At 44.5% G+C, this 23244-nt stretch carries 21 protein-coding genes; 8 read left to right on the top strand and 13 right to left on the bottom strand.

The window, feature by feature from the left end; all coding sequences use genetic code 11:
- Nucleotides 1-338, bottom strand: a 338-nt coding sequence (locus tag L4D76_RS07390) for a sugar phosphate nucleotidyltransferase (RefSeq protein WP_428440271.1), incomplete at its 3' end; no start/stop codon positions are given.
- Nucleotides 339-607: 269 nt separating this feature from the next.
- Here L4D76_RS07390 and L4D76_RS07385 point away from each other — a divergent pair.
- The 4 genes from L4D76_RS07385 (at nt 608) to L4D76_RS07370 (ending at nt 4670) form a co-directional block, all read left to right on the top strand.
- A complete protein-coding gene (locus L4D76_RS07385; RefSeq protein WP_428440270.1) occupies nt 608-1213 on the top strand; it encodes a nicotinamidase in 606 nt (201 codons plus the stop codon).
- Nucleotides 1200-2543 carry a nicotinate phosphoribosyltransferase gene (locus tag L4D76_RS07380; RefSeq protein ID WP_428440269.1) on the top strand — a complete coding sequence of 448 codons (1344 nt, stop codon included), beginning with the start codon at nt 1200-1202 and terminating at the stop codon, nt 2541-2543. Before L4D76_RS07385 ends, L4D76_RS07380 begins: the two co-directional genes overlap by 14 nt.
- A gap of 437 nt (nt 2544-2980) precedes the next feature.
- Nucleotides 2981-4114: a helix-turn-helix transcriptional regulator gene (locus tag L4D76_RS07375; protein ID WP_428440268.1), complete on the top strand. Its 1134-nt coding sequence runs from the start codon at nt 2981-2983 to the stop codon at nt 4112-4114.
- Between the two features lie 370 nt (nt 4115-4484).
- On the top strand, nt 4485-4670 hold the full coding sequence (locus L4D76_RS07370) for a hypothetical protein (protein WP_428440267.1): 186 nt from the start codon (nt 4485-4487) through the stop codon (nt 4668-4670).
- Nucleotides 4671-4702: 32 nt separating this feature from the next.
- Here L4D76_RS07370 and L4D76_RS07365 read toward each other — a convergent pair whose 3' ends face one another.
- Nucleotides 4703-5953 carry a D-amino acid dehydrogenase gene (locus L4D76_RS07365; protein ID WP_428440266.1) on the bottom strand — a complete coding sequence of 417 codons (1251 nt, stop codon included), beginning with the start codon at nt 5951-5953 and terminating at the stop codon, nt 4703-4705.
- A 124-nt stretch (nt 5954-6077) separates the two neighbouring features.
- Between L4D76_RS07365 and L4D76_RS07360 the strand changes: the two genes are divergently transcribed.
- Entirely contained in the window at nt 6078-6968 is an 891-nt protein-coding gene (locus tag L4D76_RS07360; protein WP_428440276.1) for a LysR substrate-binding domain-containing protein, read from the top strand.
- A 10-nt stretch (nt 6969-6978) separates the two neighbouring features.
- On the opposite strand, the gene L4D76_RS07355 is transcribed toward L4D76_RS07360, so the two are convergent.
- The 8 genes from L4D76_RS07355 to L4D76_RS07320 form a co-directional block, all read right to left on the bottom strand.
- Entirely contained in the window at nt 6979-7749 is a 771-nt protein-coding gene (locus L4D76_RS07355; RefSeq protein ID WP_428440265.1) for an ABC transporter permease, read from the bottom strand.
- Nucleotides 7742-8416, bottom strand: a complete 675-nt coding sequence (locus tag L4D76_RS07350) for an ATP-binding cassette domain-containing protein (protein ID WP_428440264.1) — start codon at nt 8414-8416, stop codon at nt 7742-7744. Before L4D76_RS07350 ends, L4D76_RS07355 begins: the two co-directional genes overlap by 8 nt.
- A 243-nt stretch (nt 8417-8659) precedes the next feature.
- Entirely contained in the window at nt 8660-9562 is a 903-nt protein-coding gene (gene surE, locus L4D76_RS07345) for a 5'/3'-nucleotidase SurE (protein ID WP_428440263.1), read from the bottom strand.
- Between the two features lie 26 nt (nt 9563-9588).
- Nucleotides 9589-10911, bottom strand: coding sequence for an OprD family outer membrane porin (locus tag L4D76_RS07340; RefSeq protein WP_428440262.1), 1323 nt, complete (start codon nt 10909-10911; stop codon nt 9589-9591).
- A gap of 388 nt (nt 10912-11299) precedes the next feature.
- Entirely contained in the window at nt 11300-11440 is a 141-nt protein-coding gene (locus L4D76_RS07335; RefSeq protein WP_428440261.1) for a hypothetical protein, read from the bottom strand.
- Nucleotides 11441-11902: 462 nt separating this feature from the next.
- Nucleotides 11903-13417 carry an alkaline phosphatase family protein gene (locus L4D76_RS07330; protein WP_428440260.1) on the bottom strand — a complete coding sequence of 505 codons (1515 nt, stop codon included), beginning with the start codon at nt 13415-13417 and terminating at the stop codon, nt 11903-11905.
- Nucleotides 13418-13742: 325 nt separating this feature from the next.
- Nucleotides 13743-14429: a beta-phosphoglucomutase gene (gene pgmB / locus L4D76_RS07325; protein ID WP_428440259.1), complete on the bottom strand. Its 687-nt coding sequence runs from the start codon at nt 14427-14429 to the stop codon at nt 13743-13745.
- Between the two features lie 18 nt (nt 14430-14447).
- Nucleotides 14448-16136, bottom strand: coding sequence for a glycoside hydrolase family 3 protein (locus tag L4D76_RS07320; RefSeq protein WP_428440258.1), 1689 nt, complete (start codon nt 16134-16136; stop codon nt 14448-14450).
- Between the two features lie 410 nt (nt 16137-16546).
- Here L4D76_RS07320 and L4D76_RS07315 point away from each other — a divergent pair, with 410 nt between their 5' ends.
- On the top strand, nt 16547-17887 hold the full coding sequence (locus tag L4D76_RS07315; RefSeq protein WP_428440257.1) for an MFS transporter: 1341 nt from the start codon (nt 16547-16549) through the stop codon (nt 17885-17887).
- Between the two features lie 205 nt (nt 17888-18092).
- Nucleotides 18093-20567: a GH39 family glycosyl hydrolase gene (locus L4D76_RS07310; RefSeq protein WP_428440256.1), complete on the top strand. Its 2475-nt coding sequence runs from the start codon at nt 18093-18095 to the stop codon at nt 20565-20567.
- Between the two features lie 57 nt (nt 20568-20624).
- On the opposite strand, the gene cspE (L4D76_RS07305) is transcribed toward L4D76_RS07310, so the two are convergent.
- The 3 genes from cspE (L4D76_RS07305) to cspE (L4D76_RS07295) all read right to left on the bottom strand — a co-directional run bounded on the left by cspE (L4D76_RS07305) (nt 20625) and on the right by cspE (L4D76_RS07295) (nt 22162).
- Nucleotides 20625-20834: a transcription antiterminator/RNA stability regulator CspE gene (gene cspE / locus L4D76_RS07305; RefSeq protein ID WP_428440255.1), complete on the bottom strand. Its 210-nt coding sequence runs from the start codon at nt 20832-20834 to the stop codon at nt 20625-20627.
- Nucleotides 20835-21351: 517 nt separating this feature from the next.
- The gene (gene cspE / locus L4D76_RS07300; RefSeq protein WP_006228435.1) at nt 21352-21561 is read right to left on the bottom strand and encodes a transcription antiterminator/RNA stability regulator CspE; all 210 of its coding nucleotides are present in this window, start codon (nt 21559-21561) and stop codon (nt 21352-21354) included.
- A 391-nt stretch (nt 21562-21952) separates the two neighbouring features.
- On the bottom strand, nt 21953-22162 hold the full coding sequence (gene cspE, locus L4D76_RS07295) for a transcription antiterminator/RNA stability regulator CspE (protein ID WP_107283838.1): 210 nt from the start codon (nt 22160-22162) through the stop codon (nt 21953-21955).
- Between the two features lie 469 nt (nt 22163-22631).
- On the opposite strand from cspE (L4D76_RS07295), the gene L4D76_RS07290 reads away from it, so the two are divergent.
- Nucleotides 22632-23159 (top strand): sigma-70 family RNA polymerase sigma factor, encoded by a 528-nt coding sequence (locus L4D76_RS07290; protein ID WP_428440254.1) that lies wholly within the window; start codon nt 22632-22634, stop codon nt 23157-23159.
- Nucleotides 23160-23244 lie beyond the last annotated feature (85 nt).

The raw sequence follows: 23244 nt of genomic DNA, 5'->3' as shown, positions 1-23244 counted from the left end.
GCAATTTCTATAAAGCCAATATTCTGATAAATCGCATCGGCAGTACCGGAATACCAGCTCTTTGACCTACGCATCTGCGCCGGGATCGGGTCAATAAACCGGTCTGTGATGCCAGACAGGCTCCAACCCTTTTTCATGTGCTGGTTGAGTGACTGTGACTTAAATTGAGTTAGCACATAGATCTGTAGAAAATCCGCATTAACAAAGTTGTTTAATGCGAAATCGATAAGCCGGTAGCTCCCACCAAATGGTACTGCGGGTTTACTGCGGCACTCCGTTAAGGGGCGTAATCTTGAACCCTCTCCACCAGCCAGTATCATCGCTAATACACCAGACATCTTATACCCCTCAAATAAGCAATAGCACACATATACGCGGTTAGCATATACTGATTATGAGCTTATTTGCACAAAGGATTAGCGCAACTCTGAAATACTTGAAGTAGGTTGCAGTTTTTCATATGCCAGTTAGATAGATGGCAAAACTCAGGGTTAGATCGTGAACATTTTTTAATCAAAAAAAATCAGGTTCGAGTTAATAGAGTGGGTACATCAAAATGAACTAACCTTGAGGTAAAAGCGCAAAAATAACACGTGGAAATTACACCATGAATAGCCACAGCTCACTTAAACTGACAGCGCAGGATGCATTGATTCTGGTAGATGTGCAAAATGACTTCCTCCCTGGTGGAAGTCTGGCTGTACCAGATGGAGATCAGGTGGTACCTGTGCTTAACTGCTATATCAAAGTCTTTCAGAAACGGCAATTACCGGTTATTGCTACCCGTGATTGGCACCCGTTGAATCACTGCTCCTTTAAAGATTATGGCGGTATCTGGCCAACTCATTGTGTGCAGCATAGTCATGGTGCCGAGTTTGCCGGGGAACTACGGCTGCCTGAAGATGTAGAGATTATCTCTAAGGACGACACGCCAACATTAAATAGCTACTCGGGTTTTACGTGCACAGATCTAAGTAAGCAGTTGCGTACCAAAGGTTGTGAACGCTTGTTTATTGGTGGTTTGGCAACCGATTACTGTGTTTTGAATACGGTACTTGATGGGATCAGGGAAGGTTTTGATGTGGTTCTGCTGGAGGATGCTATACGGGGTGTAAACCTGAATCCCGGTGATGATGATAATGCGATAGCCCGGATGAAAAGGGCCGGAGCCACCGGTATTCGGGTGGAGGCACTGGAGAATGACATTAAATGAGAGCCCGCAGCTAACCGATCTTTACCAGCTTACGATGGTGCAGAGCTACCTTGATCATGGCATGAATGATAAGGCGGTTTTCGAATTTTTTGTGCGAAAACTTCCGTCACGGCGTAACTTTATGGTGGCAGCCGGATTGGAGCCGTTACTGGATTTTCTTACACAGGTTCGGTTCAGCGATGAAGAACTGGAGTATCTGGCCAACAGCGGTTTTTTCCGCAGTAATCTGATTGATTACCTGAGTAAATTCCGGTTTTCCGGGCAAGTAGATGCGATGCCGGAAGGGACGATCTTTTTTGCCAATGAGCCGGTTGTGCGCATAACTGCCTCTCTGCCGGAAGCGCAGTTGATCGAGACACGGTTGATTAATTTGCTGCAGTTACCAACGCTGGTCGCGACCAAAGCCGCACGTTGCCGGCTTGCTGCTGCCGATAAGCTGTTGGTCGATTTTGGCCTGCGTCGCGCCCACGGCGCAGAAGCAGGGATGCAGGCATCCCGTGCCAGCTATATTGCGGGCTTTGATGGTACGTCGAATGTTCTTGCTGGTCAGCAATATGATATTCCGATTTTTGGCACGATGGCACATGCTTATATTCAGGCCCATGACTCGGAAACTGAAGCGTTCCGTCATTTTGCAGACAGCCAGCCGGATAACCTAGTATTGCTGATCGATACCTACGATACTTGTCGTGGTGCTGAACGGGTCATTAAATTGGCTGAGCAGTTAAAAGCCGGAGGTAAATCGGTCAAGGCCGTGCGGATCGATAGCGGTGAGCTGGGGAACGAGGCCGTCAAGGTAAGGGAGCTTCTCGATCGTTCCGGTCATTCTGAAATTGGTATCTTTGCCAGTAGCAGTGTCGATGAATATTTGCTCGAACACTTAGGACAACAACAGGCACCTATTGATGGTTACGGTATTGGAACCAGCCTGACGACCTCGGAAGATGCTCCTTTTCTCAATTGTGCTTATAAGCTACAGGAATACGCGGGAATAGCGCGTCGTAAACGATCTCACGGTAAAGCGACTTGGCCTGGCTGCAAGCAGGTTTATCGCCATGTGAAAGGCGATGGCCAACTGGCCTTCGATCAGCTTTGCCTTGAAACAGAAAAGCCTGAAAACGGACAACCATTATTGCAGCCGGTAATGCTAAACGGTAAACGGCTGGTAGCGCCAGAATCATTCGATACATTACGTAAGCGGGTTAAACAGCAGTTGTTAATGCTGACTCCGGCATTGGCTAATCTGTCACAGCAGGCTGGCTTTGAGCCGAAAATTTCGCTCCCTCTGCAACGGCTCACTAGCCAGACAGACGAACGTTTTAATGATTAACCTATACCCAGAGGCTAATCATTATTAGCCTTCTTTTATATAGTTATTCACCTCCTTCGCCATTACTGTTATTACAGTTAATTACGCATCACAAATTTTGCCGGATGAAGATGATGAGCCGCAGCAACCCATCGGCTACGAACTCTTTCACCACGCTGTAAAACAATTAAAATAAGCATTTGGAAAATAAAATTAAAACTTCAACTTACTTCTTGGTCGCAGCATTTGACCGCTATTATTTTTAATTACCAAAAATACCAAGCCACCTATAGCGCTACATCTGGAATTAATAACTGCATTTGAGTTTATACCAAGCAATATAATATTGAGAAGTTGTGCGCTAGCTACAATGTTGCCTCACAGAAATCTGATACATTTATAATTTAAAGCAATATATTATAATTAAAAAGCATAATAAGAAGAAAACTGGGACGTGTATGAAGAACTTGAACTATGACGAACTCGTTAAATCACTCTATAGTTCTCTGGTGGATCCGCAAGGTTTCAAACCTTTTCTGAGCGAACTAATACAAAAGTGTAATTTGCTTTCCGGTGCCATTATTATGGTAAATAACAACACCGATGAGGTGAAAGTTATCTGGATGGATGGCCTTGATATTTCAGATGTTTCTCTGTTTTTTGAAAATTTTGAAAAGCAAGATCCTCTTATCCAAGAACTGACAAACTCTCCACCCGGAACATTGATCACAGCTGATGACGCCAAAGCTGAAGCAGTCAAAATAACCCACCCGGACTTTTTTCAGGGCTTAAGCGGTGCGTTAAACATTCGTTATGTGATCGGCGCAGTACTGGCCACCGACGAGGAATGGGTTAGTCAGATGTTTTTCCATCGCAGCAAAGAGCAAGGTGCATTTACCCCGGACGAAAAGGCTTTGCTCGAAAAATTAATCCCCCATATGCAGCATGCAACGCAGCTCTTCCATATTAAAATTGCCCAAGACAAACAACGCTTGTTAACCCAGCTTCTTTTCAATCAAATCCAACTGCCTGTAATACTGCTAGATGATGTTGGCAACGTGTGTCACTGCAATCAAAAAGCTGATAACTTTCTGACTAAATCTTCACCGTTGAAAATCGTCAACCGACGTATTCAATGGACCGCCGCAAGTAAAAACGGCAAAGTACAGCAAGCGATTCAACGTTGCTTAGACGAGAGCAGCGTGCAAACACTTCATCTGATTTCAGACAGCTATCCGGCATTGGCTTTAACCCTGACCCCATTGGTTCAAGATACCAACGGAGCAGACAAAGGCCTCGCCATTTTTATTTATAACAGCGATCAACAACCCACTTTGGATTTACAGATCCTCCGTGATTTATTCGATCTCTCCCAAAACGAAGGAAAAGTGTGCTGCGAACTGGTCTGTGGCCGCTCCCCGGCAGAAATCGCCGATTTACACTTCTTATCGTATGAGACGGTACGAACGTATATTAAGCGCGTGATGAAAAAAACCGACACGACCCGTCAAAATGAACTGGTTGCCAAACTGATGGCCAGCCCTGCTTTTTATCCTGCGTCTTCGACCGTTGATCATCAAACAACTCGATAATCAACTTAGCATTTTAAACGCCACAAGTAATACCAATGTCCTGTTTTATCCCGATTGGTATAAAACAGGACATTGTCCCCAAATGGGGACTATCATTCTCTGTTGTTTATATTATTATCAACGACGTTAGAAGAACAACATGTAACATGTTGATATACAAATAATAAAACAACGTTATCTGGCTAGGTAACACCTATATACCCAAGTAACCTCAAGAAGAATAATAAGATTTCATAGCCACGTAATGTGGCTATTTTTTTATCTGCTTTGTCAGGATAACAGCCTCATTTGACACGGGCCTAACAATCGTCAAAGAGAAATACACTACAGTGACCGAGTCTGTTTCTCTTTAATTCCACCTAAGGTCACAATGAAAAAGTTAACTGTATTTATAGCATTAACCTCGATATTGCTTTTAAGCGGTTGCCAGCTGACTCATGTTGAAGGCGAGGTTGATGGTGTAAATATTAGAGCCTCGACCAATGATAGTAACCACAAAAATAGTAGCAATGGCAGCTTTTGTCCTCCGGGCCAGGCCAAAAAAGGCAACTGCTAAGCGATCTTTGGTCACGCGCTCTTTAGTTCAGTTTAATAACGAGAGAGCCCCAGGCCAGCAGGATCAATATCCGGTGTCACCCCGCTCACCACATCAGCCAGGAACCGACCTGAACCACAGGCCATCGTCCAGCCCAGGGTGCCATGGCCGGTGTTAGTGAACAAATTGGCAAGTGCCGTTTTCCCAATGATCGGGGTGCCATCAGGTGTCATTGGTCGCAAGCCCGTCCAGAACTCAGCCTGACTCATATCACCGCCTTCAGGAAACAAGTCCTGAATAACCATCGCGATAGTCGCTTTGCGCTTCTCCGTTAAACTCACATCATACCCTGCCAGCTCAGCAGTACCTGCCACTCGAATTCGCTGGTCAAAACGGGTCATTGCCACTTTATAGGTTTCATCCATCACGGTTGAAACTGGTGCCAGGCTGCCGTCTTTAACCGGTATTGTCAGTGAGTACCCCTTAACCGGATAAACCGGAACTGACAAGCCTAACGGGGCCAGTATTGCTGCAGAGTAACTGCCCATCGCCACCACATAAGCATCCGCTTTCAGCTCGCCCGCACTGGTCAATACCGACTCAATCTTACCGTTACCCTGCTTCAACCGATGAACGTCAACATCAAAGCGAAACTTCACTCCGGCTTGCTCCGCCAGTTCCGTTAATTGCTGGCAGAATTGATAACAATCTCCGGTTTCATCGTCAGGCAAACGCAACCCGCCGACAATCTTTTCCCGAACTTTCGCCAGTCCCGGCTCTGCCGCGATACAACCTTCCACATTCAGCTCCTCATAACGGGTGCCGCTCTCTGCCAGCAGTTTAATGTCTTTCGCTACCGCCTCGATCTGGGCCTCATTACGAAACAGTTGCAACGTACCCTGCTGACGGCCTTCATAGTTGATCGATTGTTGCTTTCTCAGTTCAATCAGGCAATCACGGCTGTAATTCGCCACCCGTAACATACGGGATTTATTGATCTGATAACGCGCCTGGCTGCAATTGACCAGCATCTTAGATGCCCAAACATACAACTCCGGTGACACACTGGGTTTGATCTTCAACGGGGCATGTTTTTGTACCAGCCACTTTAACGCTTTAGTCGGAATACCAGGGGCCGCCCAAGGGGAGGAGTAGCCATAAGAAATCTGCCCGGCATTAGCAAAACTGGTTTCTTCTGCACTCTTTGGCTGACGATCAATCACAGTCACATCATGACCGGCCTGTGTCAGATACCATGCCGACGTTAATCCAATAACCCCGCAGCCTAATACGATAACTTCCATTTGGTGTCTTACCTATCAATAGCAAAAGAATGATCGCAGAATGCGAGATTTACATTTGCTTAACAATCGATATTTATTACTATCTGTGTTTAGTATTACTGAAGACTGAGTGCGGGAAGGGAAGATAGTGCGGATCAGAGGAAGCTTACTGACAGGTTTAGCCACATTCGAAGCCGCAGCCAATTACGGCAGCTTTACTCAGGCCGCGACTCACCTGCATATTACGACAGGGGCGATCAGCCAGCAGATCCGACAGTTAGAACAACAGCTGAATTTTCCGCTATTTGAACGCCATTCAAGAGGGATCAGGCTTACCGAGGAAGGCCACCAGCTCTATAAAGTCGTCAATAAAAGCCTGAAAGACATCGGCACGGTTATCAACCAGCTACAGAGTAGCAATATTGCTGAAGGTGAAGTACATCTGAAAATAACACCCTCTTTTGCATTCAAATGGCTGGTACCAAGGCTTCAGGATTTCTATAACCAGTATCCAGATATCAAAGTACAGACCTTTGCTGAAGGTGCGCTGGTTGATCACAGCGATAACAATTTTGATCTGGCTATCGATTACGGCCAGACACCCTATCCCAACCCCAATGCCCAACTGCTGATACATGAACAATTACTACCGGTAATGAGCCTCGACTATATGGCGAAATTTGACTGGCAGAGCAGCAATACCTGGCGCTCTGTCACTTTGCTGCACGATGCAATGCCCTGGCGTGATGTGGCCAAAGATCATGAATGGCGTTATTGGTTTAACACCATGAAAATCGACACCGACAGCCACCAAGGCCACTTCTTCAACCGAACTGACATGGCAATGGCTGCCGCAGCAGCCGGATTAGGTGTCGCGATGGCACGTTGTGCCCTGGTAGAAGATGATTTTGCAAATGGAACTCTGGTCTCGCCCTTTGAACCAATCAATGCCAACGCTGGCTACTACTTAATTCAGCATCACCATTCCAACGCAGTGAACTGTTTTAAAGAGTGGTTAGTGCGACAGGCTCAGTAATAATCTCGACTCAAAGTGTCAGCTGCCCATAGCGATTAAACGCAAAGCGGCTGACAAACGCCAGACATGTAGTAACAGAAAGTATGCCCGCAATGAAAATGGCCACCATGATCACCAGCTGATATTTCACCGCCAGGATCGGCTCGGTACCGCCGAGGATCTGTCCTGTCATCATACCCGGCAAGCTGACAATACCTAAGGTCGCCATTGTAGCCAGCTGAGGGGCCAATGCCGCTTTCACCGCCGTTTTAATAAAAGGTTGACCCGGATTGGGCGCGCCTAACGCCAGATAAAACTGATATTCATTCTGCTTTTCACGCAGGCTGCTGTACCAACGTTCGAGCGCCAGCACGTTCGCCGTCAGGCAATTACCCAACAACATACCCGCGACCGGGATCATATACTGTGCCTGCCACCAGGGCTCTGCCTGAATTGCCCCTGCCAGCATTGCAGGTAAGACAACAACAAGCGCAACGACATGCCCCAACAACACCGCAGGCAGCACTTTGCGAACATTCATCTCAGCTCTGCGGCAAATACTGAAACCGGCAATCAAAACCATCACAGTCAGCCATAACACATTCAAGCCTGGATTCTGCCAGTCAAACAACGTTTGCAGGTAAATACCCACAACCGCCAACTGTAAAGTCATACGCAATACGGCTTCAATCAGCGTTCGGGTTAAGCCCAGTTGCCAGCGATGAAAAAGAAACAGCGGAATGAGTAATAACAGATAAAATCCAGCCAGTGCCACATTGCTGATCTCAATTGCATTATTCATTGCTCAGCTCCATGCGATGTTGATAGTCACTGGCAGCTAGCCAGACCGGATCATGAGACACCGACACCCTTGCCGGAGCCACCGTATCCAGTAGCGTTATGATCTTGTCACGACTGGCAGAGTCCAGTGCCGAGGTGGGTTCATCCAATAACCACAACGGACGCTGCATCAGCAGTGCCCGGGCTATCGCCAGCCGTTGCTTTTCACCACCAGAAAGCTGGGAAACCGCATACTCAAGTGGCTGCGTCAAACCGACCCGGTCCAGCGCTTCACGGCACAATGTATCATCTGGCTCAGGGAGAGGAGTCTGTGTAGCAGGCGAGTCAACAGACGCCGAGATCGCTTTCAGCGTCCACGGTAGTCGAAGGACCTGACCAATGGTGTCGGCCCCCATAACAGGCTCTTGGGGCAGATAGCAGAACTGCTGTCGCCACCAGGCAAGATCATCAGCTGAAACATCCCGACCCTGCCAGCTAAAAACACCATGAACCGGTGGACGCAACCCGGCCAGTACCAACAACAAACTGCTTTTACCGCAACCAGAACCTCCCGATATCGCCAGATGCTCACCGGATCGCAAAGTCCCGGTTAACAGCCCGAAACCCGACGCTTCCAGCCCGGAGCTCAGCTCAGTAATTGTCAGTAGAATGTCCGTTGATCCTGCCATATTTGCCTCCAGAGTACTTAAACCAATGCCTTTTCATTCCCGCAGCTCAGCCTGCTATTATGAGAAGTGGTATTAAGTGGGTAGATATTACAGTGTATTGGAGAGCAAGACATGACTCAAATTGATTGAAATCATCAGCCACATTAAAGATATCAATAAACAAAATGATAACGTAAAAACGATAACGCCCAGCAAGGCTGGGCGTTTATAACAGGCACATGATGTTACATGCGCCTTTAAGTCTTACTTAAGGAGCTCTTGGTATGCAGCTACCGATTCAGGTGCATTCCAGTGTGCTTGAAACACTGTATAAGTAATGTACTTACGCATTAACTGTGTGGTATCTGTCGTCACAGACGGATCCTTGGCATCAGTAAAAGGCTTGAAGTTTAATTTCTGTACCGTGGTATTCTCATCCGTGATATTAAATATGTAGTTGTACTCTGGGTACACTTCATTTTCGATGTACTCAACACCTTTAATTTCACTCTTAGGGTATGGCGGATAGTTAATGCTCAGCCCTGTACCTTTAGGCAGCAGATCCTGACCTTCCGCTTTCTTGGCATTAAGCTTGTCGACCACTTCAAGCGTATGTTCAACACCCGCAGGAATAAACTTCATCGAGCTTGGGAAACCCTCTTTAGCTTCTTCAATACGGAACCCCATGCTAACCGCGAGTGCCGGAATGCCATGACGAATTGCGCGTGCCGCAGCCCCCACAGTCCCTGAATTAAACTGATTGACGCCAACATTCGGGCCGTCATTCACACCAGAAATAACCAGATCCGGTTTCTGATCGGCCATAAGGCCCGTTAAACCAAACAAGACTGAATCAACAGGAGTACCGTCAATGCAATACGCTTTTTCGCCAATTTTCTCATACTTCAGCTCTTTACCTGGCTTGAAAGTGACCGCCGTCCCTTTCCCGCTCTGATTATCTAAAGGGCCGGAAAGCCAAACGTCATAGCCTTCTTTGGTCAGGGCTTTGAATAGTTCCTGAGAGCCCTCACTGCGGCAACCGTCATCACTGACAAGCAGAATGCGTAACTTATCTTCAGCGTTAGCCGTTTCAGCCTGAACCAGTGTTGGCAAAGTTAACATTGCACCCGCAACTAGTGCAGCAACCTTTTTCAATGTTGTTTTCATCTTCATTTCCTCACGTCAGAACAGGCTTAAAGCAGGTTAAATTTATAATCAAGCACGAAAGTGGCAGCTACAAAGTGGCGTTTTTTCCAGTCGCCATTTTCAATCACCGGGTTCATGGCCTTATCCATCGCATAGGAGTATCCAGGGCCAACACCTACCATCATGCTTAGGCCTTTCAGCGATTTATCCTGGAATTTGTACATCGCCAGAAAATCAAGTGTTGCTTCGTCAATATCTGCGCCCTTAAATTCCATACCGAAACCGTAGTTAGCCCGAGCCCCCAGCATCAGGCCAGGATAGCCTGCCGAAGCCATGTTATACATGGCCTGGCCCCCAACCATAGTCTCACCGTCTTTATGGTAATCGAGGCCGGCACCATCGGCCTTACTGTTAAAGTTACCATCGGTATTTTTACCCCCCATGTTCCAGTAAAACATACCAAGGCCATTGCTGCGCTCCGCCTCTGTATAGGCATAGCTTCCTGTCAAGGCCCATGCACCTACCATGTAATCCAGATTCAGGTTGTAGTGGGTAGCTTTATCATCGAACGGGATCCCTTCCCAGTTGTCCAATCCATCGTTCTGATAGAAATAACCGGTCATGCCTATCTTCGACTTTTCAGAAAGAGGAGTAAGCCATTTAAATTCCAGACCGTCTCGGCGCAGGTAATCCTTACTCACACCACTAAACAGATTGACGACGTTCGTTTTACCCCAGCTGTAACTGAGATCGCCGGTAATTATGTTGTCAATTTTTTTGCCGCTAAACGTTTTAAAACGTTTTTTCTCTGGAGTGTTACGGTCAGAGAAACGGTTAGTATAAACACCACGCAAGCGCAAGCCCTTATAACCTACTTCACCGCTGATACCCTGGTAAGAGCTAGTAATAGCACGGCTGCGAGAAACAGTGAGCGCACCTGTTTTGTACAGCTCCTTCCAGCCACCGTAAAGGTTGGCGTATAAGTCCTCGTCACCCAGTTTGGCTTTCGCGTAGATCTGGCTGATTTTATTAAAACCTTCGGCTTTACCATCGTTATCGCGAAGCAAGTCTCGGTTCTGGAAGTGGTCGTTAGCACCTAGCTTGATTACACCAGCATAGGTTGCATCAAAACCAATGATGTCAGCGAGATAGCCAGACTGGTAATCAATAGTAAGACCTTGAGCCCACGCGAAATGCTCTTTAACGTCATCAATATCTTGATCATCGTCGTAAAGGTACATTGCAATATTTCGGGTCTTCAGATTTAGTTTGCTGTCTTCCAACAAACCTTCGGCCTGAGCAATTGGTGATAACAATAAACCTGCTAAGCAAGCTATTTTTACACATCTAGAGGTAGTAGTAAGTTCCATTTTCATTCCTTATTATATACAGGTATACGCTGCTATTAATTTCTCTAAATCAAAATCGACACTTACTTAAATTGGATTTTAAAACGTTTTAATGTCGAGATGATAGATTCATATTACTTGCATTATTTCACTTGTACGTTGGGCTTTTTTATCATGTTCATAGGGTGATTTTTGTGCTCAAACTAAAAGTGTGAACCAGGCAATATGCAACAGTAACTGTTATTAATTATTTAAAACGCCATTCAAAAAAATACCAGGTAATTTCTAACCGTAAACTTAAATCAATCCTGAAAATAAAATGAGCACACATATCAGTAGGGATGAAGATATTATTACAGCGTTTTAATATATTACATGGAATCAATATACCCAAGTGACATTAATATATTTAAGGGGTATTAACATTGAAATCACAGTGATCAACAGTAGCCCTTTCAACCTTGTCATCTACGGCTTCGCCACCACCGCCAACAACCTGTACTTCCGCAGCCAGATTGGCACACACACTTGCTTCAACATCTTCGAACACTACACAATGTTGCAGGAATAGATAAAATAATTCTGCAGTCGTAATAAATACTTAGTGGTAGACATTAACTTTTGAAATATAACCACATACCAACAATTCATTAAAAATAATGGATGATAACCATTTATACTAAAATAATTTTCCACTTTATCTACCTAGTAACTTCCCCCCTTCAACAGTAAATTCAAACAGCCATTCATTCTCAATTTACGCCCAGGCAATACAATGAAACTTAATCGTATAAACTAATACGCCATCAAGTTATAAACTATAACTTTAATATATTACTAATATTTCATAGCATAACTGACGACGGCAGTTAACCTACGGCCATACTGGCTAAGCAGAAAGAAAGGGGAATATATCACTGGCCGACAGAACCAGTCATATCTAACGAAATGGGGGACAAAACCCGGAGAAGGGAAAAGCAGTAGGGGCCCACTATGGGCCCCTATTTTGACGTTATTGAGTGAGGCCCAAGGCTTCATTCATCACATGGAAAATATAGTTTTGCTCAACAGTACCCTGGAACAGATGAGATTTTGGCCCTTGTGCAAAAATAGCGACATCTTCACCAGAATGAGTTTCACCACCGAAAATCTTAGCTCCCGAAATAGCTGCCTGTTGTTTAAAGTTGATGTCGGTAGCCTCTTCTTGTGTAAGGTGCTTACGCTCGCCCTTAATCGCACCAGGACCGTTCAGATACCCCAAAGAGGTAAATGGCTTACCATCTTGTAGATCCAACATAGGTTTACCGCCAATTTGTACAAGACCGAGAATAGGATTGCCACGCTCTGAATAACCATTCATCGTGAAAGAGTGAGAGTGATCAGCTGTAACAATGATCAAGGTTTCTTCCAGATCGACTTTTCCCAGTGCCATCTGAATAGCCTTATCAAACTCGATGGTTTCATCTAATGCACGGGCAGCATTGCCGGCATGATGACCTTTGTCAATCAGACCTCCCTCGATCATTAACATGTAACCCTGATCACGGTTTGACAGAACATCGATCGCGGTCGAGGTCATTTCACTCAATGTCGGTTGGGAATCTTCAGGTTTGACATCTGCATTAAACTTCATGTGGGAAGGTTGAAATAAGCCCAGTAGTTTACTGGTATTTTTTGTATCCAGCCCAGCGAGTCCCTGGCGATCGTAGACATAGGCAGCCTGCCCGCCTTGCTCAGTCCATTCCTGGATCAAGTTTCGTCCATCTTGACGGATACCTGATTTATTCTTATAAACAGGATCTTGCTGCCCCTTAGGCATAAAGTATGCTCGGCCACCGCCCATAGCAACATCCAGTCCATCGCCATAGTTGAAGTCAATCAGCTGGCTCGCAATATCTTTACACCCCTCGGCAATGGCCTTGGCGGGCATTTTGGCATCCACCTCCCATCCTCGATCGACCGAATGGGCATAACCATTGGCAGGAGTCGCATGTGTCACTCGGGTATTAGTAACGACCCCAGTTGCCAAGCCTTTGGACTCAGCTAATTCCATGATATTCATCACTTTATTACCAGCGCTGGTAGAACAGTCACCTTTCTTAACTTTGTCGTTATGTCCCAATGTGAAAAAATTGGTTCTTGTGCCAGACATAATCGCTGTAGCGGTTGAGGCCGAATCTGATACTTGCATATCGGCATTGTAGGTTTTCGACAAAGCCACGTGAGGTAGCTGCTCGAACGCTAAACGATATTCTTCACCACCTAGCCCCTGCCGTTGCCCGGCAAGGATACGTGCTGGCGTGATTGTACTGACACCCATACCATCACCAATAAAGATAATGACATTTTTGGCCTTGTTATTATTGATTTTATACTTATTAGCTTGTGCCAATAGGGCTTTAGCTTGGACATATGCCGCATCATTCTGCTGAGGCAGAACAATCTGTTGAGGCGCAGCGATGGCGCCACAAGCGGTCAGCAGAAATGCTGGGGGAATCATCATGGAGAGTAATGTTGTACGTTTCATGTTTAATCCTCATTATAATAATTGATGACGGTCAGGGGTCAGACCAAAGCCATGGGATAATATTACTGCCATAAGACAGGTTAGACTCAGGGCTTTTTTATCATGTATGTAGGGTGATTTTTGTGCTCGTTCTAAAAGTGTGAATCCAACAACAAGTAACAATTAATAATATTGTTTTTATATTCCGTTAAAAACAATGCAATTTAAATCGTCAACTATGATTATCACTAAAATAAAACAATCACACAAATCAATCGAGCATGAATGCCTTTATTTAATATCAACACATTATCGAGCATTAATATATCCAAAGGCATTTATATCCTTACAGGCTATTGATGTTGAAATCACAAAGATCAGCAGCAACCCGTGTCGCTTTGCACAGTACGACTTTGTCACCAACACCAATAACCCGCATTTCCGCAGCCAGTGCGGCTTCAACACCCGCTTCTGCATCTTCGAATACCACACAATTCTGTGGTTCCAAATTCAGTAATTTTGCTGCCGTTATAAATACTTCAGGATCAGGTTTCGCTTTTGAAACCATATTTCCATCAACAAGCTGATCAAAATGATGGATAATACCAGTTGACGTTAAAATAACTTTTGCATTTTTACTTGCTGAACCTAAAGCAATCCTTATTCCCTGCGCCTGTATCTGGCTTATTAAGTTTTTCACACCAGGTAATACATCACTTTCATCAAGTGTTTTAATTAACTCTAGGTAGTAGTTGTTTTTACTTTCTAACAACTTCCCCTTATCTTCTTCAGAAATAACTTTATGGTTCAAATCAAGAATGATTTCCAAAGATTTTTTACGACTCACGCCTTTCAATTTTTCATTATCTTCAATATTAAAATCAAGTTGTAAATCGTCCGCGATTTTCTTCCAGGCAATATAATGAAACTTTGCCGTATCAACCAAAACACCATCAAGGTCAAAAATTACACCTTTAATATCAACATTCACATTTTTCATAATAACTCCTGGCAGCAGATAGCCTGCTGCCATCTTTTACTTCATTAATAATTAAAGGCGGGTATCCCACTGACCAACAAAAGCATCCACAGGGCTAACGCCTTTAAATTCAGAGCGACCAGTCAACTTATTCACTACCGCTTCAATGGTAATATCATTGCCGGTATAAGCATTAATGTATGTCGGCACGCGAGGTACATCCATTAAGTGGTACGGGTTACCAAACGAGACGAATACGGTCGGGATTTCCTCGCTGAACCAAGGTGCATCAACCCCCATTGGGCGTGCCCAGTTGATCCGCAGGGTCGTTTTATTACTGGCAGTTTTAAATTGTGCGGCATATACCACCACATCGTAGTCAGCAACAAAATCTGCAACCGGCAACATCATATCCCGCATGGTAAATTGCGATGTGTCGTACAAGGATACACTGAAACCTTCCGCTTCAAGCTGGCTCTGAAACTTCTCGATTGTCCCGGATTTCTTACCAAACATATCAGCTTCATCACCAAGACCAATCAAAAGCACACGGCTATGTTGCTCAAGGGAAAGCGGTAAAATTCCCTGATTATTTTTAACCAGTGTCACCGCTTTGTCTGCACACTCAACCGCCAACTGCTTATGCTCATCACAACCAATCAGTGACAGATCCAGCTCAGCAGTCAGATCACGTGTGTGCAGGCCCAGTGCCGCTTTAGTCGCAAGCGTACGGATGATCGCTTCATCAACGCGCGCCATGCTAAGAAGACCATTTTCAATACCCTTCATCATGAAACCAAAGTCTTCTTTCAGATCTTTGTTAAACAAGAACAGATCGCAGCCTGCAGCAATCGTTAATGGCACGGCCTGTTCACGTTTCATCATAACGGTGAAACCAACCATAGAAGTGGCGTCACTGACAATCATACCGTTGAAGCCTAACTTGTCCCGCAGCAGATCATTGAGCAGCTCCGGTGCCATGGATGCTGGCATGATCTGGTGATCTCTCAACTCAGGGTTCAGTACTTTCGAGTATTCTGGCAATGCAATATGCCCCGCCATCACGGTCAGAGCACCAGCATCAATTGATTGCTGATACACCTGGCCAAAGGTTTCATCCCACTGCTGCGGTTGCATAGTGTTAACAGAAAGCACCAGGTGCTGATCGCGGTAGTCGACACCATCACCTGGGAAGTGTTTGATTGAAGTTGCCATGCCACGCGCCTGAACGGCTTCAACATATGCTTTGCCCATTGCGCCAACCAGTTCAGGATCGCTGCCGTAGGTACGCGTATTTGTGATTGGGTTATGGAAGTTGTAATCAATATCAATCACTGGCGCAAAAGCCCAGTTACAGCCCGCTGCACGTCCTTCTTCAGCAACAACAGCACCCAGTTTTGCCGCCATTTCCGGGTCTGCGGTAGCGCCTACCTGCATTTGCGATCCAAATTCGGTTCCTTCCGCAACGGCACCATTGCCGCCGCTTTCAAGGTTGGCTGCAATCAGCATTGGTACCTGGCTGTTTTGCTGTAAAAACTTATGTACCTGCTGAGTTTCTTTTGCATCGCTCGGGCGAAACATAATCCCTGCCGGTTTGAACTCATCAAGCATTGCTTTCAAATCTGAAGGCTCTGCACTCAGGCCGATCGGGCAGAACAGGTGTCCGACTTTCTCTTTCAAAGACATCGCATTGAGCGTCTGCTCAACCCATGCGATATCTTTATCGTTCAAATAAAAGGGGTTGGATTTTAAGTCAATCATTACTACACCTCAGGTTTATCTCAAATTCTTATTCGCTAAAGCAACACATGCGAATCAACTTAAGACCTAGTCTAGAGGTGAGAGTCATTACAAACTTCGTAGAGATTTACCCAATCATATGGGGGCTTTTTGCTGTTAATGCAAAAGTGTGATCCAGGCACGGCATAAAGGACCTATACTTATTTTGACCTGAAAGTTAAATGTTAAATTTCAAATAATGCAAAAAATACTGCATAACCAATAACTTGAATTTAATTAAACAATAATACCCCATACCAAACCTGTTGCTTGATCGGCTTCACAATTTAACAATGACAACAAACATCCCCCATAACAACCAGCAAAAAAGGTCCTTTTCGGGGAGTACCATAAAGCGAACAATAAGGGCAAATTCCACACAGGAAAACGTTATGGAAACGATAAAGTTCAAAGAAAAGCTAGGCTATGGCTTTGGCGATCTTGGAAGTACTCTGATATTTTTTATGGTCACCACCTTCCTTATGTACTTTTACACGGATGTGTTTGGTCTGTCAGCGACCGCCGTTGGCGGGGTTTTCTTTTTAGCCAGAATGATTGATGCGGTAAGTGACCCGTTAATGGGAGCGATTGCTGATCGTACCAATAGTCGCTGGGGCAAATTCCGCCCTTATCTACTCTTTGGTGCTATTCCTCTCTGTATTCTTGCTGTTCTGGCTTTCACTACCCCCGATTTTTCTGAAAACGGTAAGTTAGCTTACGCTTACGTTACTTATGTTTTACTGATGGTATGCTACACCGTTGTTAATATTCCTTACTCATCAATGCCGACAGTGATGAGCGTAGACGGTAAGATACGCACTCAACTGACCAGCTTTAGAATGTTTTGTGCCTTTTTTGCGATGTTGGTTGTTTCAGGAACGACCCTGCCTTTAGTGGAGTTACTGGGTAACGGTAACGAACAACAAGGTTTCCAGTATACAATGATGCTTTTTGCTACGTTGGCCGTACTTTTCTTCTTTGCGACTTTTTCCTTAACTAAAGAACGAGTAAAACCAATTACCAGTAAATCTTCTATAAAAGAAGATTTAAAAGTTGTATCCCAAAACAAAGCTTGGTGGGTATTACTGGCCGTTGGTGTGCTGCTATTCAGCTTCACCATGATGCCGTTCGGTGTTGGTATGTATTACTTCAGTTATAACGTCGGTGATACCAGTTTAGCGACGGGTTTCTTTGTCTCAGGCAATATCGGCATGTTAGTCGGTGTTGTCATCACAGCGGCACTTGCTAAGAAAGTATGTAAAAAGAAGATGATGATTTACTGCCAGCTGATTGCGGCTTTATTAGTTATCAACTTATACTGGGTCGATCCGAGCAATATATATATTGTTTGCGGCGTGTTCTTCCTGGTAATGATTGCAGCTGGTGCCAGCGTACCGATTATGTGGGCAATGGTTGCTGATGCGGCTGATTACTGTGAGTGGCAACAAGGCAAGCGTGTTGTTGCCTTGACTACCAGCTCAGTGACCTTCTCACATAAATTTGGCATGGGGATCAGTGGCGTCGTTACCGGAGCAATATTAGGCAGTTTGGGTTATCAGGCTGGCGAAGTTCAATCACCTGAAACTCTGCACGGCATATTAGTGATGATGAGCCTGTTACCTGCTTTTGGCTATATGCTTAATGCGGCTATTCTGGTTATGTTCCCGATTGATAAAAAGACCGGTGAGCAGATGGAGCTGGAACTGCAAGTGTTGCGCGCAGAGACGGCATAACCAAGCCCCGTCTCTTAGTCATTTACTTCATCGTTATTATTACTTTGATTGCTCCACTCTGGGTGGAGCAATTTTTTCGTTATAGACCACTAGACTTGTTTTGTTAGTGACTGTTATCTCCGCTCAATGATCATATATACATAATAATTGGTATAACCATTATACTGATTTAATAGTAGATATTTGACATTAATAGGTTTTTCTTATGCAGTATCGCCATGAATTAGTTCGATTTGATGAAGGACTCAATGCCAAGATTTTTGTGCACTCCGTTCTCGATGTTACTGCACACTGGCATCATGAGATCGAGCTTCTGATGGTGCTGCAAGGCAGCGTTGAAATTCGGCGTGAAAACCAGGTTTCGGTCCTGAAACAAGACGATGTGTTCTTGGTTAACCGTAACGAACTCCACAGTATTAAAGCCACTGAAGACGACAATATTCTACTGGCCATTCAATTTTCACCCGACTTAATGGCAGTAAGCTATCCTGAACTCAAGACTATTTCTTTTGAATGTTCTTCAATCGGATATCCAAAATCGGACCAGGTCAATTTTAACCTGCTCCGAAGGCATCTTGCTAACATCATATGGGCATTCAGCAAAAAACAACCGTGGTTTAAATTCACCGTAGAAACCGAGCTATACGCACTCATTTCTACCTTGCTGAAAGCCTTTCCCTATCAAATTTTAGAAGATAACCGACATCATATTCGCGAGCGTGAACTAGAGCGCCTGACCCGAATTGTTAACTTCATCGGTGCCAATTATTCAAGTCGGATCCAATTGCAGGATATTGCAGAGAAGGAGTGTGTCACCGTTTATCACCTGTCACGTTTTTTCAAAGAGCGGATGGGGATTTCGTTTCAGGAGTACCTGTTTGATTACCGTATCTACCAGGCAGCCAAACGGATCATAAACAGTGACGACAAGATTTCAGATATTGCTTTTGAATGTGGTTTTAATGATCCCAAACTCTTCTACAAAAAATTCAAGCTCAAATATAACCAGACACCGGTTGAACTAAGAAAGCGACGTTCAACGCCCGGCAAGATCCAAAATAACGAAAAAGCCAGCTATATGTCGGTCAGTCACACCGATATCTACAAACCACTCTTTAAATATCTGGCCGAAGATCCCGGCCCGGCCGTCATTTCCTCTCCCGTCGTTTCAGGCGCGGCAGTCAAAATCAATCCCGACGAAATAACCGGGACTATCAAGCAGACCTGGCGCAAGCTCACTACCTTTGGCTGCTCTTATGAAGGATTAAAGGCTGCACACCGCGCTCAACTTACCACAATGCAACAGGACCTCGGTTTTGAATATGTCCGCTTTCAGGGGATTTTTGCCGAGCAGATGCAAATTGTCTTCGCTCCGGGTCAATATAATTGGGCGAATGTTGATGAGCTGATCGACTTTCTGCTTTCGCTGAACCTTAAACCTTTCTTCTGCCTGGGCTACATGCCGGAAATATTAGCCAGCGGTACCGAAACAGTTGCCCACTGGCGAGGGAATATCACTCCACCGCTGAAGATGACTGACTGGACTCAGTTAGTCGCCGCCTTCTTCACCCACATTATTGATCGCTATGGCATTAACAACGTCACAAAATGGTATTTTGAAGTCTGGAATGAACCGGATCTTGAAGGTCTTTTTTGGGCTGGCACCCAAGAGGATTACCTTCAACTGTATAAAGCGACGCTGGAAACCGTGCGTGGCATAGCCCCCGAGATTCAAGTTGGCGGACCGTCAGTAAGTCATATGACATTAGATCAATCTGATTGGCTGACTAACTTTGTTGATTATTGCCAGATGAACAGGCTGCAGCCCGATTTTTTTTCGTACCATGTCTATCCGGAATTCTATGAACATATAGAAAGTCTGGAAATGAGCCACCTGGCCAGCAGGAAAACTCTAGGCCCGGACGGTTGTCTTGAGCTTATCAACCAGATAACCCCATTCATGGACAGGCTGAATATAAAAGAGCAGCATGTAACAGAGTGGAACCTCACCGCTTGCTGGGGCAATAAAGTACTTGATACCGCCTACCTCGGCAGTTTTGTGGCTTACAATGTGATAGCACTTTATGACAAAGTCGACTCGCTGGGTATCTGGACCTTCAGCGATCTGTTTGAAGAGCGGGGCCCGTCACCTTCGACGTTTCACGGCGGTTTTGGCATGATGACCCGTGAAGGAATAAAAAAACCGAATTACCACGTATTGGCCATGCTTAATCGCCTGGGTACAGAATTACTCCAGCGAGATAAGCACTATATTGTCACCCGGTCAAAACAAGGTATTCAAATACTGATGGTTAACTATGTGCATTTTGATCCCCTGTATGCCAGTGGCGATGTATCAGCCGTTGACCTTGTTGACCCTTATTCTGCCTTTAATGATGCCAGTGACAAACAATTTGAATTTCTGCTGGATCTCGATGAGGGCGAATACAAAATCAGCCGTTATCAGCTTAGCAGGGAACATGGATCAGCGTATGACGACTGGAAGAAAATGGGAGCACCCAATCCACTCGCAGAGGAAGACATTATTGAATTGAAGCGTTGCGCCTACCCAAAACGTACCGTCTACCAGGTGTTGCACAACAGTGAAGAACTCGCGATTAGCAGCATGCTGCCTCCTCACGGGGTTGAGCTAGTGCTCATCGAGCATAGTGACAAATGACAGGCAAAAAAAATGCCGGCAGCGCCGACATTTAATACTTTTCACATAGACTCTAAATTATAGAGCAACTACGTTTGAAGCTTGAGGACCTTTCTGGCCTTGTTCTACGTCAAAAGAAACTTTTTGACCTTCAGCAAGAGTTTTAAAGCCTTCAGAAGCGATTGCACGGAAGTGTACGAATACGTCTGCGCCGCCGTTGTCTTGAGTGATAAAACCGAAACCTTTCTCTTCGTTAAACCACTTAACGATACCAGTTGTCTTAGACATGATGTCTCCAAAATTTTCAAAAAATAATTCGCAATAATGCGTTATAGCCAGAAAAGAATTATTTATGTGAACGAAACTTATGAGTGGAAATCTTCATAACAACTTACTCGGTAAATCGGTACAGCGAAGGTTTTCTAAAACATAATGTTGCATATAAATAGGTCTGACTTACAGGCCGAAACGAATACTAACACACGAAGATAAAATATGTAGTTTTATTTTACACATTATCGAAAGTGGGGATGTAAAACCTGTTTTAATTAGCGTTATACGTAGGTTGTGCGAGCATATACAAAATGTGCTTGAATGGGGATGCCATTCCTACACACATTTCGCTTGAATTGAATTCCCAGAGGAAGCTCTGAATCATGCATCTTGAAGTGGTTTGGGTATAAGGAGGTAGTGATAAGGCAAAGCAGACGCTGAGATTCCAGGACGTATTGAGTATTACCCAAATAACAGGCAAAAAAAATGCCGGCAGCGCCGACATTTTTATACTGKTTACATAGACTCTAAATTATAGAGCAACTACGTTTGCAGCTTGAGGACCTTTCTGGCCTTGTTCTACGTCAAAAGAAACTTTTTGACCTTCAGCAAGAGTTTTGAAGCCTTCAGAAGCGATTGCACGGAAGTGTACGAATACGTCTGCGCCGCCGTTGTCTTGAGTGATGAAACCGAAACCTTTCTCTTCGTTAAACCACTTAACGATACCAGTTGTGTTAGACATGATGTCTCCAAAATTTTCAATAAAATAATTCGCAATAATGCGTTATAGCCAGAAAAGAATTATTTATGTGAACGAAACTTATGAGTGGAAATCTTCATAACAACTTACTYGGTAAATCGGTACAGCGAAGGTTTTCTAAAACATAATGTTGCATATAAATAGGTCTGACTTACAGGCCGARACGAATAKTACCACACWRRAATGYGTTGTGTAGCTTTATTTGTCGTTTTCTGAGGATATGTGACCTGGTCAAAGTTCACATTGATAGCAAACAAAGAGTATTCATCGAATACGTAAGCATCGTGATATATACCCAACACCATACTCAAATGACGGGCAAAAAAAATGCCGGCAGCGCCGACATTTTTATACTGTTTACATAGACTCTAAATTATAGAGCAACTACGTTTGCAGCTTGAGGACCTTTCTGACCTTGTTCTACGTCAAAAGAAACTTTTTGACCTTCAGCAAGAGTTTTGAAGCCTTCAGAAGCGATTGCACGGAAGTGTACGAATACGTCTGCGCCGCCGTTGTCTTGAGTGATGAAACCGAAACCTTTCTCTTCGTTAAACCACTTAACGATACCAGTTGTCTTAGACATGATGTCTCCAAAATTTTTCAATAAAATAATTCGCAATAATGCGGTTATAGCCAGAACAAGAATTACTTATGTGAACGAAACTTATGAGTGGAAATCTTCATAACAACATACTCGGTAAAGCGGTGCAGCGAAGGTTTTCTAAAACATAATTTTGCATATAAATAGGTCTGAATTACAGCCGACACGAATAGTATCATGTGTTGGTGATTTGTGTATGATTATTTCCAGGTTTTTGAGCGATAGTGGGCTTTACCATCAGACTGCTGCTTTCCTATACGATTCCCCCCACCGACGCTAATACCCTCTGTCAGTCATCACTATCCCACTGGTTCGTGACGACTGAATAGCCATGGCAATACAAGACAAACTCTTCATAAAATGTTCTTCGTTGTCACATTAAAAGCACTAAGACGCTGTATTATTTACAGTAGAGCACCTCTAATTAGTTATCTATTATGGGAGATCACCGGTGAAATGTCTGATGCAAGCCTGGCAGCATAATGAAAGCGATATTAAAGCCTGGCTGATAAGCAAAACCCACGATGTAGAGCAAGCAGAAGATCTTATGCAAGAGACCTTCCTTAAAGCCATGAAGCATCAGGAAAAATTCTGCACCTTAGACAATGCTCGATCCTGGTTATTTAAAATGGTTCGTAACACACTGATAGACCATATAAGAACTCACCACACGGCTGATAAGCTCACCGCTAACTCTGACATTAACGAACAAGAAAAGGCCCCAATCATTGGTCTTTTATCGTGTTTACCTCGGGTACTCTCAGAGCTAGATGATGACGACAGGGATGTAATTGAATGCTGTGATTTATACGGAATGACTCAAGCTGATTATGCCCAGTTAAAAGACATCTCTACTGCAGGTGCAAAATCACGTATTCAGCGAGCACGACAAAAACTCAAACAACATCTGACCTGTGCCTGCCAGGTAAAACTCGCGGGACAAAAAGTATGTAGTTATGTTCCACGCCACAAATCATGAAATGTACCTGAAAATAATTGCATCCTTTTCAACCTTGCTTCGTGTTAGTTACCAGAGAGGTTACAAGTACTTCATCACTGACGTT

Origin of the sequence: Photobacterium sagamiensis, assembly GCF_050337085.1 — a bacterium.
Taxonomy (GTDB): domain Bacteria; phylum Pseudomonadota; class Gammaproteobacteria; order Enterobacterales; family Vibrionaceae; genus Photobacterium; species Photobacterium sagamiensis.
The sequence above is the reverse complement of the archived record's forward strand: the minus strand, read 5'-3'. Positions and strand labels throughout refer to the sequence as shown.

Bases quoted from the DNA above. Each gene is read 5' to 3' on its own strand.
- L4D76_RS07385 (WP_428440270.1), top strand. From the start codon at position 608: ATGAATAGCCACAGCTCACTTAAACTGACAGCGCAGGATGCATTGATT.
- L4D76_RS07380 (WP_428440269.1), top strand. From the start codon at position 1,200: ATGACATTAAATGAGAGCCCGCAGCTAACCGATCTTTACCAGCTTACG.
- L4D76_RS07375 (WP_428440268.1), top strand. From the start codon at position 2,981: ATGAAGAACTTGAACTATGACGAACTCGTTAAATCACTCTATAGTTCT.
- L4D76_RS07370 (WP_428440267.1), top strand. From the start codon at position 4,485: ATGAAAAAGTTAACTGTATTTATAGCATTAACCTCGATATTGCTTTTA.
- L4D76_RS07365 (WP_428440266.1), bottom strand. From the start codon at position 5,953: ATGGAAGTTATCGTATTAGGCTGCGGGGTTATTGGATTAACGTCGGCA.
- L4D76_RS07355 (WP_428440265.1), bottom strand. From the start codon at position 7,749: ATGAATAATGCAATTGAGATCAGCAATGTGGCACTGGCTGGATTTTAT.
- L4D76_RS07350 (WP_428440264.1), bottom strand. From the start codon at position 8,416: ATGGCAGGATCAACGGACATTCTACTGACAATTACTGAGCTGAGCTCC.
- surE (WP_428440263.1), bottom strand. From the start codon at position 9,562: ATGAAAACAACATTGAAAAAGGTTGCTGCACTAGTTGCGGGTGCAATG.
- L4D76_RS07340 (WP_428440262.1), bottom strand. From the start codon at position 10,911: ATGGAACTTACTACTACCTCTAGATGTGTAAAAATAGCTTGCTTAGCA.
- L4D76_RS07330 (WP_428440260.1), bottom strand. From the start codon at position 13,417: ATGAAACGTACAACATTACTCTCCATGATGATTCCCCCAGCATTTCTG.
- pgmB (WP_428440259.1), bottom strand. From the start codon at position 14,429: ATGGCAGCAGGCTATCTGCTGCCAGGAGTTATTATGAAAAATGTGAAT.
- L4D76_RS07320 (WP_428440258.1), bottom strand. From the start codon at position 16,136: ATGATTGACTTAAAATCCAACCCCTTTTATTTGAACGATAAAGATATC.
- L4D76_RS07315 (WP_428440257.1), top strand. From the start codon at position 16,547: ATGGAAACGATAAAGTTCAAAGAAAAGCTAGGCTATGGCTTTGGCGAT.
- L4D76_RS07310 (WP_428440256.1), top strand. From the start codon at position 18,093: ATGCAGTATCGCCATGAATTAGTTCGATTTGATGAAGGACTCAATGCC.
- cspE (WP_428440255.1), bottom strand. From the start codon at position 20,834: ATGTCTAAGACAACTGGTATCGTTAAGTGGTTTAACGAAGAGAAAGGT.
- cspE (WP_006228435.1), bottom strand. From the start codon at position 21,561: ATGTCTAACACAACTGGTATCGTTAAGTGGTTTAACGAAGAGAAAGGT.
- cspE (WP_107283838.1), bottom strand. From the start codon at position 22,162: ATGTCTAAGACAACTGGTATCGTTAAGTGGTTTAACGAAGAGAAAGGT.